The following is a 17808-nucleotide window of genomic DNA, read 5'->3' as shown; positions in this document are numbered from 1 at the left end:
GATGGCGGAAACGGAGGGCTTATGCGATGCGGCGCCGCTCGGCGCGTTGCTCGATCTGGACGTGATCGACAATGGATCGGGCGTGCCTTGCTCTTGCGACTATTCCCGCAGGATCAGCCGCTTCGACATCGAACCAGTAGAGCGCGCCTTCGACCTTGCTAAGCGTCGCTGTCGCGCTCACCAGGACATCGAGGGCGGTAGGTTGGGTATGCGACATGTCCGTGTTCACCCCGACAGACAACTGCCCTTCGCCGAGCGCGGATACCATGGCTTTCGCGCACGCGCGCTCCATCAGGCCGAGCAAGGCTGGCGTTGATAGCACATGGGGGTAGTGTTCGACTTCGGTCTCAGCAAATGCCGATGCAAGATCTGCGTCGCGCACGTGCATGGAGACGGTTGCTGTCAAGCCGGCTTCGAGCATGAATCCTCCGTTAAGACGAAGGAGTAATTGCAAGGCCCGTGCCAATTTCCAGGAGCCTTATGGGGTAAGGCTTCTGGAAATTTTCATGCGTGAAGTCTGCCGGAGGTGGAAAGCAACGGAACGTTTGATTTCGTTACTGGCGTTAATTTTCTTAACGCTTCGATAGCGATGTCTGAAACGGATCGCCTGCGCGGCCCCGAGTGACGCGCTACGCCACCTTGCCGTTGCGGCACACGGTTGCGTCGGGCTGCAGTTGCGCCAGATGTCGCAGAAGTTTTGTCACCATCCAGACGACACCGAACGCGAGGATCACGAAGAACACCGCGAGCGGCGTCAGGACCTGGACCGACAAGAAGCCGGCGAATCCCATCATCGCGGATGACACGAGCAGCAGTGCACACCCGAGGATCGCGCTCGTCAGGCCCGCGATGTGCGGGAACAGGGAATTGCCCTTGGCCATCAACGTCGGATACATCGCGCCTGCGCAGAACCCCATCACGAGCACGGGTGTTGCGAGCGTCCATACGCGCAGGCCCACCGTCAGCGCAAGCAGCAGCATCGCAATCGAAGCGGCCGCCATCACGCGAGCACCGATGTACAGCCGCTGCTCCGCGGTCGGCAGACGCGCGCCGTGCACACGGTTCGACAGGCCGCCCAGGAAATACATCATCCCGATGCCGAGCGCGAGATAGCCGAAAAAGGTCGGTGGCTTGTGCAGCGTGTTCTGCACCATGAACGGTCCGATGATGTTGAATACGAGCAAGATGCTGTAGCACAGGCCCTGGGCGAGGAAGCAGCTCTGGAACACCGGGCTCGAGAGCACCTTGCCCGCGTTCGTTATCAGGGTGCGCGGTTCCAGGTGTACCGGGCGCAGCAACGTTTCGCGATAACGCCAGAGCACCGCCCACATCACAAGCGAATAGACGAGCAGGAAGACGAGGCAGGCCTGCCAGCCGAACCACGTCTGCAGGTGGGCGCCAATCACGGGCGCCACGATAGGCGCAAGCCCCCACGCGATTGCCATGTAGGTGAACGCATGTATCAGCGTCTGCCCGGAGAATGAGTCGGTGATGATCGCCTTCGCTAGCAAGTTGGTGGCGGCAATGCCGAGGCCCTGCAGACAGCGGGCGAGGAGGAACGTCTCCAGATTCGGCGCGGCGAGCGACAGCAGGCAGCCGATCGTGAAAATGACGAGGCCGAAAGCCAGCACGGGCTTGCGCCCGTATGCATCGGCTACAGGCCCGAGGACAAGTTGGCCTAACGCGTAGGCCGCCATGTAGCCGGAAACGCTCGACTGGATTGCCTGCGGCGAAGTCGCAAAGAAACGCGCCATGGCGGGTAGGGCGGGCACGTAGATGTCGATCGCGAGCTGCCCGGCGGAGGCGAACAGGCAGATCAGGAACAGCAGGAAGCGCGGCGAGTTCGGTGTGGGCGCGGGAGGAGCAGGGCGGTCGGGGATAGTGGGGTTCATGAAAGCATCGAAGAGGCAAATTCGGTGATGCTGTATCGCGGGATCGCGGGATCGGCCCGTTCGAATATCGGACGCAGCGCAATTCAGTGGCATCGCCGCGTATTGTGCCTGTCGTCTCGTGTTTTCGACGCGATGCCCTTTACGGGTGCATGGTTTGAAAGCTGCGTCGCGCGGCGTTTTGTGGTTGACTACCGCGCTACGTGGGCAGCTCAGTACGACCCCGAACGGCCCTTCGACTCGATGCGAGCGCTATGGCAGCTTCCAAACCGGAACTGCCAGGGGGCTCAACTCAGGCGATGACCTTCTGCTCCCCGGCAGCCTGCTCGCGCATGCGACGGGCTTCGTCGCGCAGAAACTGCTGGTAATCGTCCAGATCGCCGTCGAAGGGCTCGACGCCACCCTTGGTGACGAGCCAGAACTCGTCACATACCGCGCGCAGCAGGGACCGGTCGTGACTGACCAGCAACACTGTGCCTTCGAATTCGTTGAGTGCCATGCCTAGCGCTTCGCGTGTGGCCAGGTCGAGATGGTTGGTAGGCTCGTCGAGCAGCAGCAGGTTGGGGCGCTGCCACACGATCATGCACAACACGAGCCGCGCCTTTTCGCCGCCGCTCATCGTGCCGACCGCCTGATGGACCATGTCGCCACTGAAGTTGAAGGTGCCGAGGAAGGTACGAAGCGATTGTTCGGTGCCACTCTGGCCGGGGGCACGCATGTGCGCCGGCGTGTCCTTGGCAAGGCGGATCATGTGTTCCAGCGGCGTGTCGAGAGGACGCAGCACGTCGAGTTCCTGCTGTGCGAAGTAGCCGATGTTCAGGCCTTTGCCTTCGCTGATTTCGCCGGCAGTCGGCGCCAGCTCGTGCGCCACCGTCTTCACCAGCGTGGACTTGCCTTGGCCGTTGGCACCGAGAATGCCGATGCGCTGCCCGGCCAGCACGGATCGGCTGATGCCCCGCACGATGATCGTGGGCGGCGTGCCCGGCGGTGCGTCGGTCGGTGCCGGGTAGCCGAAGCTCGCGTCCAGCATCGACAACAGCGGGTTCGGGACGTTGAGCGGCTCCTTGAACTCGAAGGTGAACTCTGCGTCGGCAAGCACGGGTGCGATCTTCTCCATGCGTTCGAGCGCCTTGACCCGGCTCTGCGCCTGCTTCGCCTTCGAGGCCGTGGCCTTGAACCGGTCGATGAATTTCTGCAGGTGGGCGATCTTGTCCGCCTGCTTGGCCATCGAAGCCTGCTGCAACAGCATCTGCTCAGCGCGCATGTCTTCGAACTTGCTGTAGTTGCCGCCGTAACGCACGAGCTTGGCGTTGTCGACGTGCACCGTCACCTGCGTCACCCCGTCGAGGAATTCGCGATCGTGGCTGATCACTACCAAGGTTCCCTGATAGCGCTTGAGCCACGCTTCCAGCCAGACCAGTGCGTCGAGGTCGAGGTGATTCGTCGGTTCGTCGAGCAACAGCAAGTCGGACGGGCACATCAGCGCGCGCGCCAGCTGCAGCCGCATGCGCCAGCCGCCGGAGAAACTGTTGACCGGCTGGCTAAGCTGCGCATCACTGAAGCCAAGGCCCTGGATCAGCGCTTGGGCACGCGCGGGGGCATCGTGTGCACCGGCGTCGTGCAGGGCCATGTAGGCGTGTGCCATGCGCATGCCATCGTCGCTGGCCTCAGCGGCGGCTACTTCGGCCTGCGCGGCCAGCAGTACGGTGTCACCCTCGATGACGAAATCGGTCGCACTCTGCTCGGTCTCCGGCATCTCCTGCGCGACCTGGCCCATCTTCCATGCAGCGGGAATCGAGAACTCGCCGCTGTCTTCGTGCAGCGTGCCGTTGAGAAGGCCGAAGAAGGACGACTTGCCGGCGCCATTGCGGCCGACAAGGCCAATCTTTTCGCCGGGGGTGAAGGTGACGGACGCGCTGTCGAGTACGACATTGACGCCGCGGCGCAGCGTGACATTACGGACTGAAATCATAAGGAGCTACTTCGGAGAGGATTGGCATGATAGCCGACCGGACGGGTAGGACTGACTCTTTTCTGGCCGCACGAGTGAAGAGCCGCTTGCGCTTTGCGGTGCCCACCGGCCACAAAGCGAGGCTGGCACTGGCGCACCGGGCATTCCGGCCGCGGGGCCGGGAACAGACGGTGAGTGACGGGAGTGACGGGAGTGATGGCTCCTGGCCGGACAGCGCCGGAAGCAGGGAGAGCCTCAATGGGTACGAGGCGCATGTGCCTTGCCAACCTGTCCGAATTATGAGGTCTGCTTCCGTGCTCGTTCGCGCTCAGGCAGGCGTGTAGATCGAAAGCTTGAGCGCGGGATCGTCGTTCGCTTGAAACGTGGTGTATTCATAGCGTTGCGCGCCTCGCTCGGGATGCACGAGCACCTTCTGCCCGGATGTACCGCCGCGAATGTCGTGCGCATTCCACCACTTCACGAACTCCGGGCTACGGGCGCACACGCGCTCCACCAATTCGATGAAAGCAGGATCGCCGGCATGGAGATCGTGGGTCGCGCGAAAGAGCGCGACCATGCGGCGCGCTTCATCGGCCCAGGTGCGGCCGAACAGCCGCCGCGAATCCGTTTCCATGAACATGAACGCAAGGATATTGCGATCCGATGCGGCGAGGCGGTCAAACCCAAGGATATCCGCGGCGGCCGCGTTCCAGGCCAGGATGTCCCAGCGCCGGCCGGTGACGTAGGCGGGCAGATTGAGGCTCGTGACAAGACGCTCGATGGCCGGCGGCAGGCTCTCGGGCGCAAAGTCCTGGCGATCGCCATTGCGCGCCAGCGCTCGCAAGTGCGCCGCTTCGACCTTGCCGAGACGCAGGGCGCCGGCGAGGGCATCGAGAGTGGCATCGGAAGGACTGACCGTTCGTCCTTGTTCCAGCCGCACGTACCAGTCCACGCCAATGCCCGCCAACTCCGCCACTTCCTCGCGCCGCAAGCCCGGCGTACGGCGGCGCCGGCCGCTCTTGAGCCCGAGTTCGCCAGGACTTAATTTCTCGCGCCGTGAGCGCAGGAAATCGCCAAATTCACTTCGGCTAGACGTCGCCATGTTGTGTCTTCCGTCTGCAATGGAGGGTCGCGCTAGTCCTAGGATAGTCCCAGGCCTTGTTGCCAATTCTAAGCCTGCCAAAATCGTCTTGTCCCAAACACAGAGAGCAAAAGATCGCCATGAAAGCCGCAATCCTGAAGACGCTTGGCCAGCCGCTCGACATCGAGGAAATGCCGGCACCGGAAATTGGCACCGGCGAAGTTGTCGTGGATGTCGCCGCCGCGCCGGTGCTGTCCTACGCGAACGAAGTATTCAACGGAGAACGACGCTACAACATCGGTTTGCCGATGGTGCCCGGTTGCGGTGCGATCGGACGAGTGCGCACAAGCGGCCCGGACGCGACGCACCTGAAGCCGGGCGACTGGGTATTTTGCGACCCGACCGTGCGTTCGCGCGATGACGCCCTGATGCCCGACATCGCACTGCAGGGCTGGAGCGCAAGGGGCGACGGCGGCATGCGCCTGCAACGGCATTATCACGATGGCCCCTTCGCCGAACAGGTGCGCGTGCCGACTGAAAACGCGATTCGTATCGGCGAGATTGATCCAGGCGATGCCGCACGCTGGTGCGCACTCAACGTCGTGCTCGTGCCTTATGGCGGGTTGCTCGCCGCTAACCTGCTCGCCGGCGAAATACTGCTTGTGAGCGGCGCAACCGGCAATTTCGGCAGTGCGTGCGTCGCAACAGCACTTGCGATGGGCGCGCGCTGCGTCGTCGCTCCCGGGCGCAATGAACGCGCGCTTGCGGATCTGGAGCGCCGCTTCGGCGAACGTGTGCGGACCGTGAAACTCTCGGGCAACGAGGACGAAGACACCAAACGGATGCGCGAGGCGGCGCCGGGTCCGGTTGATTGCGTGATCGATCTGTTGCCGCCTTCCGCCACGACCACAACGGTGCGCGCGGCAGTCATGGCCGTGCGCCCTTATGGCCGCATCGTGCTGATGGGCGGTGTTGGCATGCTTGGGGGCGCAGGGCTCGACCTGCCTTATCCGTGGATCATGCGCAACGACATCGTGGTGCGTGGCAAATGGATGTATCCGCCGGAAGCGGTGACGCGCATGACCGGTTTGATCCGCTCGGGCCTGCTGGATCTTGGCCACTTTGACGTCACCACGTTTGCGCTGGACGATGCGAACGCGGCGGTATCCCATGCAGCCGCCAACGGCGGACCATTCAGAATGACTGTCATCAGGCCTTAGGCTGCGGAAGTTCGTGACTTACGCTGACGACGCGAGACGCGATCTGAAGGCACGATTGCCCGGTTGGTGGAGGTCAGTTTCCCGGCGTCAGAGGCGCCACTGCACTTCGAAATGAAGCTTTGCCTGGCGAATCGCCAGCCACCGTCGCTTCGCCAGGTAGCGATTCGCCGCTCATCAGCAGACGTTCACCAAACCGGCCATGAAGGACCGCCCCCGGCGGCACGCGGTCCATTGGACTCATCGCGCCACCGCTCATTGAAGCGATTAGCCCCCGGCCCGCTTCGCGTTGTAGCCGTACTTCTTGAGCGTTTCTATAACCCGCTCGCAATGGTCACCCTGTACTTCAATCACACCTTCCTTGACTGTTCCTCCAGAACCGCAGGCCGTGCGCAATTGCTTGCCCAGAAATGCCAAGTCAAGCGGACCGAGCGCCAGCCCTTTGACGAGCGTCACGCTCTTGCCGCCCCGGCCTTTGGTCTCACGCGTCACCCGCACTACGCCATCACCTATTGGCAGTGTCTTGGCAACCGGCTTGCAGACACATGCCGCGAGCGCCTGCCGGCATTCGGGACACATCCGCCCGCCATCGGTGGAATAAATAAGGCCGCCTTTGGGACTACTCTTCATGATTGGCTTAGTCGAAGACACCTAAGAGACACCTAAGTCGGGAATCGAGACGAGTTTAGCAGGTGCGTCCTGGCAGCCGCCTCCGGCCAAGTCTGGTCTCATGCTGAACTCCCGATGTCGACCCGGAGCAGCCAGGCAGCTACGAACGACAAACGTCTGAAGTGATCGCAGGAACGGACCTTCCGATGAGCTACGAGACCGTCGGCTTCTCGCTGCCGCGGTGATGTTGAAGCCGCAGTCGGCTGAGCGCTGTGAATGGACGTTCTAGCGCAGCAAGAAATCAAGCATCATTTCTTGCACTGCATCGACCATCTGGATGCCATTCGCCGTTTTGCAGCCCGCTGAATGGGCCGCGATCAGCAACGGTGTCACCCCATGCCCGGCAATCACATCGCCAACGAACATCGACGGATCCAGCAGTTCGCCAGGGACTGGAAGCGGATCGTCCTCTGCCAGGCCCATGGGTGTTGCGTTGAACACCAAAGTACATCCCGCCGGATTGGCCGGGCCAACGCGTGCACGACCCCGGGCGAGTTCGGCAACAAGTCCGTTCAGGCGGGTTGCGCGCGATTCGTCGGTATCGTGGATGATGAGTTAACCCACGCCTGCTTCGAGCAAAGCGATAGCGATCGCGCTGCCCGCAGCCCCGGCGCCCAACAGCAATGCACGGCCGTCTTTCACGCGCGCACCGTTATCGATCTGCGCTTTTACGAACGCGAGTCCGTCGAGCATATCGCCGTGCCATGTAGCGTCCGCATTGCGCCGCATGACACTTACTCCACCTAGCAAGCTTGCAGTGTCGGAACTGGTCGCACAGTAAGTGAATGCCGAGAACTTATGCGGCATTGTGACGAGCAGGCCATCGACGTTTCCGGTCAGCGTCAGCGCATGCATGACCGCATCCAGGTCGTCCTTCGCTACCTGCATGGGCAGGCACAAGGCGTTGTGGCCTCGTGCCTCGAAACCACGGGTCAACGGTTGCGGCGATTTCACGAATTTGATCGGGTCGCCGATAATCGGGAACAGCCGGGTGGCGCCATTCAGTTTTTGTGACATCCGGTTTTCTCTTGTGCTGAATCGACAGGAACGTTTGCTCCGGCCGTCAGGCCCGGGCCAGCCCTCAGCCGGGTCGCTTTTCAAGTACGTCCTTGACGACTGGAAGTGCCGTAAATACATTTGGCCAACCCGCATAGAACGCGAGTTGTGTCATCGCCTCCGACGCCTGTGCCCTCGTCAGTCCGTTATCCATTGCACGGTTCAGGTGATAGGTCAGTTGCGCGACCTGGCCGGTGGCAACCAGCGCGCTGACCGTGACGAGACTGCGGTCGCGGGGCGCAAGACCTGGTCGCAGCCACAGGTCGTTGAACAGTACGTCCCGGGTGAACTGAACGACTCCGGGCGAGACGGCGCCGAAGTTTTGCTGCACTGTGCTTTCGCGCCGGGCTTCTGCCGCCTCGTCGAGAGGGAGAAGGTCAACCGCCGCCGGCGGGAGCTGCGCCGCCGTAATGCCACGTCTTTCGAAAACGGCGTTCGTGACATTCGCCGCCGCGGTCGCATTGGCCCAACCGGAGTAGAACGCCAGATGCGTGATGATTTCCGAAATCTCTCCAGGCTTGAGGCCACTGTCGAGCGCGAGATCGAGATAGAACGGCAACTCTGCGCTCTGATTGCGCGCAATCAATACCGAGAGGGTGACTACGCTGCGATCCCGAGCGGAAAGCTGCGGACGTTTCCACAGGTCGCCCAGCACCACATCGTTCGTGTAGCGCTCAAGGGCGGGTGAAACGGCGTCAATTCCAGCGAGCAGGTTGACGGAGGACGAACGATCCGGACTTTCCATATCAGCTTTCCTTTCGAACTGCGAACAGGCCGCGGTGCCTGGCGCAAGCGACATCATTGCCATGGCGAATATCCTCATCGGCAGTCTCCGCGATAGCGCTCTGCATCGAAACGAGCCGATCTGCATGGCGTCGTTCGACAGCTCATAAGCGCACTCTGCTCCGGCATCCGGTTGTCACAAGGGCGGCAGGGATGGGCAGGCGCCACGCCACGCCACATTTGAAATCTAACGTACCCGCTCATAGCCGACTAGGCGCTAGAATCGGCAAACACCTATGAAATGAGTTCATCAATGCGCCGAGAAAGCTACAACGACCTGCTGGCCCTGATTGCCGTCGCGCGCGAGCACAGCTTCACGCGTGCGGCTGCGCAACTCGGCGTATCGCAATCGGCCTTGAGCCATACCATCCGGGCGCTTGAAACCCGGCTCGGCATGCGACTCCTGACCCGAACCACGCGCAGCGTCGCGCCGACGGAGGCTGGCGAGCGACTCATCCGGACCATCGCACCCCGCTTCGAAGAGATCGATTCCGAGCTCGCAGCCGTCACCGAGTTTCGGGACAAACCCGCGGGTACGATCCGCATCACCGCGACCGATTACGCGACCGAGACAGTCCTGTGGCCCAGGTTGTCGCCGGTCCTTCGAGAATATCCAGACCTCAGGGTGGAGATCATCACCGACTACGGCCTCTCGGATATCGTGGCGGATAGGTACGACATCGGCGTTCGCCATGGCGATCAGGTAGCAAGGGACATGATCGCGGTCCGTCTCGCGCCCGAGATGCGGATGGCGATTGTCGGAGCGCCGGAGTACCTGAAGACACGTGCGTTGCCAAAGAAACCCCAGGACCTGACCACACACAACTGCATCAATCTTCGTTTGCCGACGCTGGGCGGGTTTTACCCATGGGAGTTAAAGAAAGGCAGCCGTGCAGTGCAGGTGCGCGTGGACGGACAGCTCGCGTTCAACGGGACCTATCAGATGCTGGCTGCAGCGTTGTCGGGATACGGCCTCGCTTACGTCCCGGCTGATCTCGCCCAGTCTCATGTCGAAGCGGGTCGCCTCGTGAAGGTGTTGGAAGAATGGTGTCCCGCATTTCCGGGGCTGCACGCCTGCTATGCGACCCGTCGCGAGTTCTCACGGGCGATGACCGTGGTGATCGATGCGATCCGTTATCGCACGGAAGAGCCGGGACGCCGAAAACGGGATTCATGATTCCAGTTCATGAGGGTTTGCCGTTTTACGGGCTTTATCACTAGATAACCTCGACCTATCATCCTCCATACAGACGGCGGTCAAAGCGCCGGCAGGTGCGCCGTTTCCGGCGTGCACGCTCTGGTAACCGCAGGCGCAGCCTGCATGGAGATGATGAGAATGGACTATCGGTATCTGGGTCGCAGCGCCCTCAAGGTTTCGCCTTTGTGTCTGGGCACGATGATGTTTGGCGGCGAAACAGATGAAGCTACCTCCCGCCGGATTATCGACAAGGCTTTTGATCAAGGTGTCAACTTCCTCGACACCGCAGACGTCTACCACGCTGGCCGATCTGAAGAAATTATCGGCCGGGCGATCGCGGAACGACGGGACGACTGGGTCGTGGCAACCAAGTTCGGCTACCCCGCTTCGGCAACTGCCCGTCCGAACGAACAGGGGCAGTCGCGCAAATGGATCTGCCAGACAGTCGACGTCAGCCTGAAACGCCTCGGCACTGACTACATTGACGTTCTCTACTTCCACCGGTCGCTTGTTGACGCGCCGCTGGAGGAAGGGGTTCGTGCCATCGGCGAGCTCATTCGCCAAGGTAAGGTGCGTTACTTCGGTCTGTCCAACTTCCGCGCCTGGCGTATCGCGGAAATCGTGCGCGTGGCCGATCAGCTCGGCGTTGATCGTCCCGTTGCAATCGAACCGGTTTACAACATGGTCGACCGCACGGCCGAGGTCGAACTGATCCCCGCTGCCGGACACTACGGCATTGGCGTCGTGCCCTACAGCCCGCTCGCACGGGGTGTGCTGACGGGCAAATACGCACTCGACGATGCCCCGCCTGCCGACTCTCGCGTTGCGCGCGGTGACAAGCGCATCCAGCAGACCGAGTGGCGTCCAGAATCTCTCGCCATTGCACAGAAGGTCGCGGCACACGCCGCTGAGCGCAATACCACCTCGATTGCGTTCGCCATCGCGTGGGTGCTCAGGAACAAGCTGGTGAGTTCCGCCATCGCCGGGCCACGCACGGAAGCGCACTGGGACAGCTACATGGACGCACTGACGCTGCAACTGGGAGCGGAAGACGAAAAGTTTGTGGAGAGTCTGGTTCCTCCGGGGCATGCATCGACGCTCGGATATACGGATCCAAACTATCCGGTCGAAGGCCGGCGCGTGATGGGCTGATCTGCAGCCCGCGCAACGCCGTGCGCGCTCCTGACGCCGCAGGTGCGCCTGATCGGTATCAGCGTCGCCTGCGAGAGGACGTCTTCGCGCGGTCCCCGTTGCCCTTTCCAACGTTCTGCCTGGCACAGAATCCGCGCCAGGCAGAACAGCACTGAAAACCATAGCCTTAAGAGGCTGAAGGAACTCTTTGGAAGGCTGGATGCCGCCTACAACAACGCCGGTGTCCAGAATGTCCTTGCTGAAACAGGACTAGCGAAGTGCGTTCAGGTAACGGTTGACCTCACTCAAGAGCGCCGAGTGGTATTTTTCCGGTAAGGGCGTGTCATCACTTAGCGACATCAAATATTCAACCTTGCCACGGAACGACTCGGCAATATCTGCCCGCATCGCGTCTGGAAGGTGCGTCAACACGGAAACCAGCAGTTCACCCATGACTGCAAGGCGCGCTCCTTGTTGAACCGCGCTGATACCGTTTGCCTTGGACAGGGTCGCGAGCGAATCGAGCAACGTATCCTTGAGCGCTCTTTCAGGTTGTGTGGTCGGGGCGGGCTGCGATTGCACCGGCGAAACCGGTCGGGCCTCAACCCCTGAGTGGTCGCGCTGTGTTTTGAAGATCCTGAACATGGTGCGTTGCATGGATCAGAAAGTTTCCCAGTCCGCTTTCGCCGTATCGGCTGCGAGGGCGGTGGATTTGTTAGCAATGCTGACCAAGGCAAGCCTCGGATTTGTAGGCTCCGCGCGCCGCATGGCAGGAGTCGCGGAAGCTGGCAGGCGAGGTTTGCTTTGCGGGATCGCCATGCGTGCCGAAGATTGTCCGGTGTCAGCGATCCTGAATACGGAAACGGCGTCCTTCAGCCTCATTGCCTGTTCATCAAGTGACTGCGCTGCAGCTGCAGCCTGCTCAACGAGCGCCGCATTCTGTTGCGTGACCTCGTCCATCTGGCCCACGGCCTGATTCACCTGTTCAATGCCACGGCTTTGCTCTTCGGACGCCGCGGCGATCTCGCCGACAATATCGGAGACCTGCTTGATTGCCTGCTTGACTTGTCCCATGGTCGCGCCGACATCAGCCGCCTGTTTCGATCCGTCCTGGATCATCGCAACGGACGAGCCGATCAGTTCCTTGATTTCCTTGGCGGCGGTGGCGGAACGCTGGGCCAGATTGCGAACCTCACTAGCCACCACAGCAAAACCCCGCCCTTGTTCGCCAGCACGTGCGGCTTCGACGGCTGCGTTAAGGGCAAGAATGTTGGTCTGGAAGGCAATGCCTTCAATGACGCCAGTGATTTCTGAAATCTTGCTGGAACTACCGCTGATTTTATCGATGGTCTCAACCATACTCAGAACGGCGTCATTACCCGCGTCGACTATATCGGTCGCAGTCGTCGCCAGCGTGCTTGCCTGACGGGCATTGTCAGCATTCTGTTTTACTGTTTCGGTCAACTGGGTCATGCTGGAGGCTGTTTCTTCAAGCGAGGCAGCCTGCTCTTCCGTGCGAGCGGAAAGATCCGTGTTACCTGCGGAAATCTCTTTCGCAGCAATGCTGACCGACTCGGTGGATGCATGAACCGATCCAATGACTTCGGAAATGCGCGCGAGGAGGCTGTTGAACGCTGCCCCCGTCTGACCGATCTCGTCCAGACGCTTCACAGGTGCTTTACGTGTTATGTCGAGTGTGCTGTCCGCATAGGCGAGCGTGTCGCGGATTTGCCCCAGCTCGCCGACTACCCCGCGCGCCAGAAGAAGACCGATTAACATTGAGAGACCGGAAACGAAGGCAATCGCCGCACTGCTGATATACGACGTCGAAGTCGCAATGCCTTGCTGCTGTTCAAAACTCGCCTTGGCGGTATCCGACAGGGATTTCTTCATGTCGGAGAGTATGGAGAACACCTGGGTCGCATTATCCTTGACTTCGAGACGGTTGACCTCTGCGCCGCCTTTGATGTCTCCTGCCTCAATACGCTCGATTTGATGCTCCATCCCTGATCGCATCTTGTGATATGCGCCTGACAAATTCTTCACCGCGGATTGTCTTTCGCCGGTCGTGCTGGAGGCTAACAAATCGAGCAGTTTGTCGACTGTATTGAAGCGCTCTGCATTCTCCTGTTTCCACGTCGCGATAGATTGTGGATCTCCAATTGCAATCATCCGCAGGATGTTTACGTCCGCGCGCGTGAGCAGGCCGTCGATCTCTCCTACTGTGGAGATGCTGCCCACGGTGCCGCGATACATCGCTTCCAGCGCGGAGTTTGCGCTATTCATTTGGAGGAGAAGTGCAATGCACAAGCCGGTGAATATCAAGCATGTTGCAGCGATAAGCGTAATGAGCCGCTGTCTTACGGTGAATTTCATAGTGCCTTTTTGATGGAGCGGGTTTTTCATTTGCCAGATCGAATGGCCATCTGGAATCGGAATGCATGCAAGACCGCCAGTCCGGGCGCGTCGGAATGGACGGTCTTCATGTCACGTATTGTTTGACCAGGTTGCCCGCATCATCTTTTCCGAAAATCAGCATTGAGACTTTGATGCCGTGAATGATGGTGTGAAGCGGAGCGCCAACGGCTTGGTCAGATTTACGACAACCATTGAAGGTTTCTGAAGAGTGATTTATGTAGGCATTTCCTGAATTTATAGTAGGGATTAGCCGGAAATTCGTAAGGCCATGTGGTCTTACGCAGGCAGTTGCAAGGAGCCGGGCGTTGCGTTCGTGCAAGGTGACCGATGGCGGCCGGCCTGGCCGCCTGTTGGAACTAGTTCGCGTAGCTGGGACGGTAAAGCATGCCTTCGATCCATGCGCGAATGTCGGCGGGCCGGGTCGCCTGAGCGAGGCCGCTGTCGAACATGAATTCAGCTACCCGGGTTGCGGTCGTCACTTCCGTTTCAAGGATGTTCGACTGCGTGGGGAACAAGCGGCCTGCATCGCGAAGATCGCTGTCCACCTGGTCTGCCATTGCCTGGGCCGCGACAATGAAGCATGCGTCGTTGAGCAGTTTGGGGCGCGCCGCGAAAGTGGCGAGTCCAATGGCCGGATAGATATAGAAATTGTTGGCCTGCCCCGGATGGAAGGTCTTTCCGCCTACCGTGACATCGGGGAATTGCACGCCGGCCGCGTAAAGCGCGGTCCCGCCCGACCAGGTATACGCATCCTCGGCATTGCACTCCGCCTTGGTGGTCGGATTCGACAGGGAGAAGATGATGGGGCGGCGGTTCAGCCGGCTCATCTCCTTGACAACCTCGCGAGTAAACGCACCGCCCTTTGTACTGACGCCGATCAGGATCGTGGGCTTGAACGTTTCGAGTGCGGCAACTATTTGGGGCGATTCGCTTTGAATACTGGCCGGGTCGAACCGTTCGGTCGCGGGTGCGTCGTGGGCAAAGCCTGCTTTCTGAGGCGCCAGGCCCGCGCGCGATTTCACGACCAGGCCCTGGGTGTCGAACATCTGGATCCGGCTCAAGGCATCAGTCTTTGACAGCCCCTTCGCTTGCATCGCCGAGACGATCAGGTTGGCAATACCGATGGCCGCCGATCCCGCGCCGAGAAACATGATCCGTTGATCCGCCAGCGGTGCTTCGAGAATTTGCAGCGCCGTGGTGAGACCCGCGAGGACGATGGAACCCGTTCCCTGGATATCGTCGTTATGGCAGAGCACTTTGTCCGCATAGCGCTTGAGGATGCGCATTGCGTCAGTGCCCTTCCAATCTTCGAAGTGGATCAGGCATTGCGGGAACACGGTCTGTACCGCTTGCACGAATTCCTCGACCAGTTCATCCAGCGCTTGCTCGGACGGAGGCGCCTCGCGCATGCCGAGGTACAGCGGATCGGCTCGCAGCGAGGCGTTGGTCGTCCCGATGTCGAACAAAACCGGCAACAGGCAATCAGGCGGCACGCCAGCGCACGCCGTATAAAGCTGCAGCTTGCCGATCGGAATGCCCATGCCGTTCGCGCCGATATCGCCCAATCCAAGGATGCGCCCCCCAGTAGAGACGCAGATGATGCGGACATCCCGGATCGGCCAGTTGCGCAGCACTTCGGCCATTCGTCCCTTCATGTCGCGGCTGATATACATGCCGCGCGGCCGACGGTAGATGTGGCCGTATGCGAGACAAGCGTCGGCAATGGTCGGATCGTAGAGAATGGGAATAAAGTGGGCCGGGTCGGACATGACGACGAAATAAAACAAGGTCTCGTTCTGATCCGACAGCGCAATCAGCGACAAATAGCGGGCCAGGTCGGTAGGTTCGGCTTCGAGGTTTTTCAGAACTCGTTCCGCTTGCCGCGACAGCGTTTCGACCGAGTGAGGCAACAGGCCCTCGAGGTGATCGGCGCGCCGCTGTTCCAGCGTAAACGCAGTGCCGTGGTTTCGGACATGATCGTTCAGCAAGGACATTCCCGTGGGAACGAGGGTTGATACGTTGGAAGATGAGTTCATTATGTCGGTCCGAAAAGGGGTTCAAGAGGGCGCATATCTGCTGCAAGGTGGCGGGCACGCCATCTTTGTCGTCAAACGGTCAAGGCGATACAGATGCCCAGGGTCACGATCGAGACGATGGTGCTGAATAGAATGGTGGCGTCGGATTCAGCGATATAGACCTTGTACTGGACGGCGAACATGGCGGTCATCGATGCGGTGGGGAGGGCGCCCAGCAGGATCATTTCGCGGCGGTAGACACCCGTCACGCCCAGGGCGACCGCCAGCAGCCACATCACCAACGGTTGCGCCAGGATTTTCAAAACAATATTCACGCTCGCCGACCAACTGATCTTCAATCTTTGTCCGCTTAGAACGAGACCGAGTGCAAACAAGGCGACACCCGAGGTGGCTACGCCGATCAGGTTGAACGACTTGGCGATAACGTCGGGCAGCGGGACATGTACGACGGCAAACAGGATCCCCGCGAGCGGGGCCCAGACCAGTGGTTGCTTGACCGCGCGGGTAACGGCGCTCAACACGACCATGGACGGAGAGGTGCCGGCTTTGGACGGTTTGCCCGTTTCCAGCAGCGTCAAGGTGATGGGCAGCAGGACGAAGCTGGATATCAGATTGCCGATGACAACCGAGATCACTGCCGATGTGCCGATCACGGCGGTAAGCACCGGTATTCCCATGAACGCCATGTTGGGAAACGCGCCGTTTAACGCCTGCAGCGAACTTTCAGCGACGGGTTTGCGAAATGCGAATAAAGCGAAGGCAAGTCCCACCAGGTAAATGGCGATCAGGCCGAGCGCAATGCCCAGGAAGAATTGCCAGTTTTCGAATTCCTGCGCCGTCATTTGTGCCGTGGCGGCAAACAACATGGCGGGCAAGCAGAAATCAAGCGCCAATGCGGCCAGGACGCTGCTATTTTCAACTGTGATGAGCTTCAGTACGCCGGCGAGAAGTCCGAGGAGGATGACAAAGGCAACCGGCACAAGCGAGTTGAGTATGACGGGCAGGGAAGTCATGGAGGTTTATGGTTTTTAAATATCATTTCGTAATCCTGACTTATGAAATAGCGGCGTTTGTAAGGAATGGAAAGGTGCCGGCACGTGTCTCCGGGTGCCCTGGGTCTCGGTTCAAGGTGGAAATTCGTGCTTTGAAATCAATAAATTCCAGGCGACCAGCAGAGCGTACGGGATGGAACTGCGATGCGGTTGATGTGGATCAAGTGAAGTCTCGTCACCGAACGACCGCCTTGGCGGTAAATGACCTGCATGGTTGTGATAAAGCTAAAATTTGAGCTTTCTTGAGCTCGGCTACGTAGAACAGCAGTAGAACAGCAGAAAAATCGAGCGAACTCCATCCAAAATATCAGGAGAACCAGACCCATGAGTGATCAGCCGTTCGGACGTTCCCGTCGTGATTTCATGCGGATTGCCGTTACGGCAAGTACCACCGCAGCGCTGCCGTGGATGCAGGATGCCCACGCGCAGTCACCGGCAAGCTCCACAACCACAGCAACCGCCGCCGGGCATTCGGCAAAGGGCACACAACTCATCCTGCTCGGCACCAAGGGCGGCCCAACCCCGTCTGACCTGCGCGCGGCACCGGCGAACGTGCTGGTCGTCGACGGTCAGCCATACGTGGTCGATTGCGGCAACGGCGTCGCGCTGCAGTTGACCAAGGCGGGCATCAAGCTGCCGGGCATTCGCGACATCTTCCTGACCCACCATCATTCGGATCACAACGCCGATCTCGGCAACCTGGTGTTTCTCGCCTGGGCCACCGGCCTGCGCACGCCCGTCAACCTGTACGGACCGCCGCGCATGACAAAGATGATCGATGACTTTGTCGACATGAATGCGATCGACCTCGATGTGCGAATGCGCGAAGAAGGCCGACCGCCTTTCCGGCCACTGATCAACATCCATGAATTCGACGGCCCGCGTCTCGTGATGGAAGACGACCGCGTGCGTGTCACGTCGATGCTGGTCGACCACTACACGATTAAACCGGCATTCGCTTACCGCTTCGAGACCCGGGACCGCACCGTCGTGTTCTCCGGTGATACGGCCTACTACCCGCCGCTCGCCGGGTTCGCGAAAGGCGCTGACATATTGGTGCATGAAGTGATGTACCTGCCCGCACTCGAAAAGCTGATGAAGAGCGTCGACAACGCGCCGACGCTGCTCGATCACCTCATGAAGAGCCACACCACTACCGAGCAGGTCGGCAAGATCGCCGCGGCGGCCGGCGTCAAGACGCTGGTGCTGAGCCATTTCGTGCCGGGCGGCGATCCGGCGATCACCGACGAGATGTGGGCCGCCGATGCGCGCAAGCATTTCGACGGGCAAATCATCATTGGTCACGACCTGCAGGTTATCTGAGTGT

At 60.3% G+C, this 17808-nt stretch carries 16 protein-coding genes; 4 read left to right on the top strand and 12 right to left on the bottom strand.

The window, feature by feature from the left end:
- Positions 1–19: 19 nt before the first annotated feature.
- From ABH944_RS33145 to ABH944_RS33130, 4 genes are all read right to left on the bottom strand, one after another.
- The gene (locus ABH944_RS33145) at positions 20–421 is read right to left on the bottom strand and encodes a thioesterase family protein (RefSeq protein WP_404611558.1); all 402 of its coding nucleotides are present in this window, start codon (positions 419–421) and stop codon (positions 20–22) included.
- Between the two features lie 208 nt (positions 422–629).
- Entirely contained in the window at positions 630–1892 is a 1263-nt protein-coding gene (locus ABH944_RS33140; protein WP_404611556.1) for a multidrug effflux MFS transporter, read from the bottom strand.
- 289 nt (positions 1893–2181) lie between these two features.
- On the bottom strand, positions 2182–3861 hold the full coding sequence (locus ABH944_RS33135) for an ABC-F family ATP-binding cassette domain-containing protein (RefSeq protein ID WP_404611554.1): 1680 nt from the start codon (positions 3859–3861) through the stop codon (positions 2182–2184).
- A 307-nt stretch (positions 3862–4168) separates the two neighbouring features.
- Entirely contained in the window at positions 4169–4942 is a 774-nt protein-coding gene (locus ABH944_RS33130) for a helix-turn-helix transcriptional regulator (protein WP_404611552.1), read from the bottom strand.
- Between the two features lie 119 nt (positions 4943–5061).
- Between ABH944_RS33130 and ABH944_RS33125 the strand changes: the two genes are divergently transcribed.
- Complete coding sequence (locus tag ABH944_RS33125) at positions 5062–6141, top strand: MDR/zinc-dependent alcohol dehydrogenase-like family protein (protein ID WP_404611550.1); 1080 nt, start codon at positions 5062–5064, stop codon at positions 6139–6141.
- A 264-nt stretch (positions 6142–6405) separates the two neighbouring features.
- Here ABH944_RS33125 and ABH944_RS33120 read toward each other — a convergent pair whose 3' ends face one another.
- The 4 genes from ABH944_RS33120 to ABH944_RS33105 all read right to left on the bottom strand — a co-directional run bounded on the left by ABH944_RS33120 (position 6406) and on the right by ABH944_RS33105 (position 8686).
- Positions 6406–6768 (bottom strand): translation initiation factor Sui1, encoded by a 363-nt coding sequence (locus ABH944_RS33120; RefSeq protein WP_404611549.1) that lies wholly within the window; start codon positions 6766–6768, stop codon positions 6406–6408.
- 264 nt (positions 6769–7032) lie between these two features.
- Entirely contained in the window at positions 7033–7248 is a 216-nt protein-coding gene (locus ABH944_RS33115) for a hypothetical protein (protein ID WP_404611547.1), read from the bottom strand.
- Between the two features lie 114 nt (positions 7249–7362).
- The gene (locus ABH944_RS33110) at positions 7363–7824 is read right to left on the bottom strand and encodes a hypothetical protein (protein WP_404611545.1); all 462 of its coding nucleotides are present in this window, start codon (positions 7822–7824) and stop codon (positions 7363–7365) included.
- Between the two features lie 64 nt (positions 7825–7888).
- On the bottom strand, positions 7889–8686 hold the full coding sequence (locus tag ABH944_RS33105; RefSeq protein WP_404611543.1) for a carboxymuconolactone decarboxylase family protein: 798 nt from the start codon (positions 8684–8686) through the stop codon (positions 7889–7891).
- A 213-nt stretch (positions 8687–8899) separates the two neighbouring features.
- Between ABH944_RS33105 and ABH944_RS33100 the strand changes: the two genes are divergently transcribed.
- Both ABH944_RS33100 and ABH944_RS33095 read left to right on the top strand, forming a co-directional pair.
- Positions 8900–9823, top strand: a complete 924-nt coding sequence (locus tag ABH944_RS33100; RefSeq protein WP_404611541.1) for a LysR family transcriptional regulator — start codon at positions 8900–8902, stop codon at positions 9821–9823.
- A gap of 159 nt (positions 9824–9982) precedes the next feature.
- Complete coding sequence (locus ABH944_RS33095) at positions 9983–10996, top strand: aldo/keto reductase (RefSeq protein ID WP_404611707.1); 1014 nt, start codon at positions 9983–9985, stop codon at positions 10994–10996.
- A 249-nt stretch (positions 10997–11245) separates the two neighbouring features.
- Here ABH944_RS33095 and ABH944_RS33090 read toward each other — a convergent pair whose 3' ends face one another.
- The 4 genes from ABH944_RS33090 to ABH944_RS33075 form a co-directional block, all read right to left on the bottom strand.
- Entirely contained in the window at positions 11246–11632 is a 387-nt protein-coding gene (locus ABH944_RS33090) for a hypothetical protein (RefSeq protein WP_404611539.1), read from the bottom strand.
- A gap of 3 nt (positions 11633–11635) precedes the next feature.
- A complete protein-coding gene (locus tag ABH944_RS33085) occupies positions 11636–13381 on the bottom strand; it encodes a methyl-accepting chemotaxis protein (RefSeq protein WP_404611537.1) in 1746 nt (581 codons plus the stop codon).
- A gap of 368 nt (positions 13382–13749) precedes the next feature.
- Positions 13750–15429 carry an NAD-dependent malic enzyme gene (locus ABH944_RS33080; protein WP_404611536.1) on the bottom strand — a complete coding sequence of 560 codons (1680 nt, stop codon included), beginning with the start codon at positions 15427–15429 and terminating at the stop codon, positions 13750–13752.
- A gap of 71 nt (positions 15430–15500) precedes the next feature.
- Entirely contained in the window at positions 15501–16442 is a 942-nt protein-coding gene (locus ABH944_RS33075; protein WP_404611534.1) for an AEC family transporter, read from the bottom strand.
- A gap of 402 nt (positions 16443–16844) precedes the next feature.
- Here ABH944_RS33075 and ABH944_RS33070 point away from each other — a divergent pair, with 402 nt between their 5' ends.
- On the top strand, positions 16845–17804 hold the full coding sequence (locus tag ABH944_RS33070) for an MBL fold metallo-hydrolase (RefSeq protein WP_404611705.1): 960 nt from the start codon (positions 16845–16847) through the stop codon (positions 17802–17804).
- Positions 17805–17808: the final 4 nt, after the last annotated feature.

The sequence above is a fragment of the Caballeronia udeis genome (assembly GCF_044909315.1).
Taxonomy (GTDB): Bacteria; Pseudomonadota; Gammaproteobacteria; order Burkholderiales; family Burkholderiaceae; genus Caballeronia; species Caballeronia udeis_A.
This window is presented reverse-complemented; position numbering and strand designations above follow the sequence as displayed.

What these genes read in the sequence shown, in the direction of transcription:
- ABH944_RS33085 (WP_404611537.1), bottom strand. Translation starts at nt 13,381, where the DNA reads ATGAAAAACCCGCTCCATCAAAAAGGCACTATGAAATTCACCGTAAGA.
- ABH944_RS33095 (WP_404611707.1), top strand. Translation starts at nt 9,983, where the DNA reads ATGGACTATCGGTATCTGGGTCGCAGCGCCCTCAAGGTTTCGCCTTTG.
- ABH944_RS33135 (WP_404611554.1), bottom strand. Translation starts at nt 3,861, where the DNA reads ATGATTTCAGTCCGTAATGTCACGCTGCGCCGCGGCGTCAATGTCGTA.
- ABH944_RS33100 (WP_404611541.1), top strand. Translation starts at nt 8,900, where the DNA reads ATGCGCCGAGAAAGCTACAACGACCTGCTGGCCCTGATTGCCGTCGCG.
- ABH944_RS33140 (WP_404611556.1), bottom strand. Translation starts at nt 1,892, where the DNA reads ATGAACCCCACTATCCCCGACCGCCCTGCTCCTCCCGCGCCCACACCG.
- ABH944_RS33070 (WP_404611705.1), top strand. Translation starts at nt 16,845, where the DNA reads ATGCGGATTGCCGTTACGGCAAGTACCACCGCAGCGCTGCCGTGGATG.
- ABH944_RS33075 (WP_404611534.1), bottom strand. Translation starts at nt 16,442, where the DNA reads ATGACTTCCCTGCCCGTCATACTCAACTCGCTTGTGCCGGTTGCCTTT.
- ABH944_RS33130 (WP_404611552.1), bottom strand. Translation starts at nt 4,942, where the DNA reads ATGGCGACGTCTAGCCGAAGTGAATTTGGCGATTTCCTGCGCTCACGG.
- ABH944_RS33080 (WP_404611536.1), bottom strand. Translation starts at nt 15,429, where the DNA reads ATGAACTCATCTTCCAACGTATCAACCCTCGTTCCCACGGGAATGTCC.
- ABH944_RS33090 (WP_404611539.1), bottom strand. Translation starts at nt 11,632, where the DNA reads ATGCAACGCACCATGTTCAGGATCTTCAAAACACAGCGCGACCACTCA.
- ABH944_RS33125 (WP_404611550.1), top strand. Translation starts at nt 5,062, where the DNA reads ATGAAAGCCGCAATCCTGAAGACGCTTGGCCAGCCGCTCGACATCGAG.
- ABH944_RS33105 (WP_404611543.1), bottom strand. Translation starts at nt 8,686, where the DNA reads ATGAGGATATTCGCCATGGCAATGATGTCGCTTGCGCCAGGCACCGCG.
- ABH944_RS33110 (WP_404611545.1), bottom strand. Translation starts at nt 7,824, where the DNA reads ATGTCACAAAAACTGAATGGCGCCACCCGGCTGTTCCCGATTATCGGC.
- ABH944_RS33120 (WP_404611549.1), bottom strand. Translation starts at nt 6,768, where the DNA reads ATGAAGAGTAGTCCCAAAGGCGGCCTTATTTATTCCACCGATGGCGGG.
- ABH944_RS33145 (WP_404611558.1), bottom strand. Translation starts at nt 421, where the DNA reads ATGCTCGAAGCCGGCTTGACAGCAACCGTCTCCATGCACGTGCGCGAC.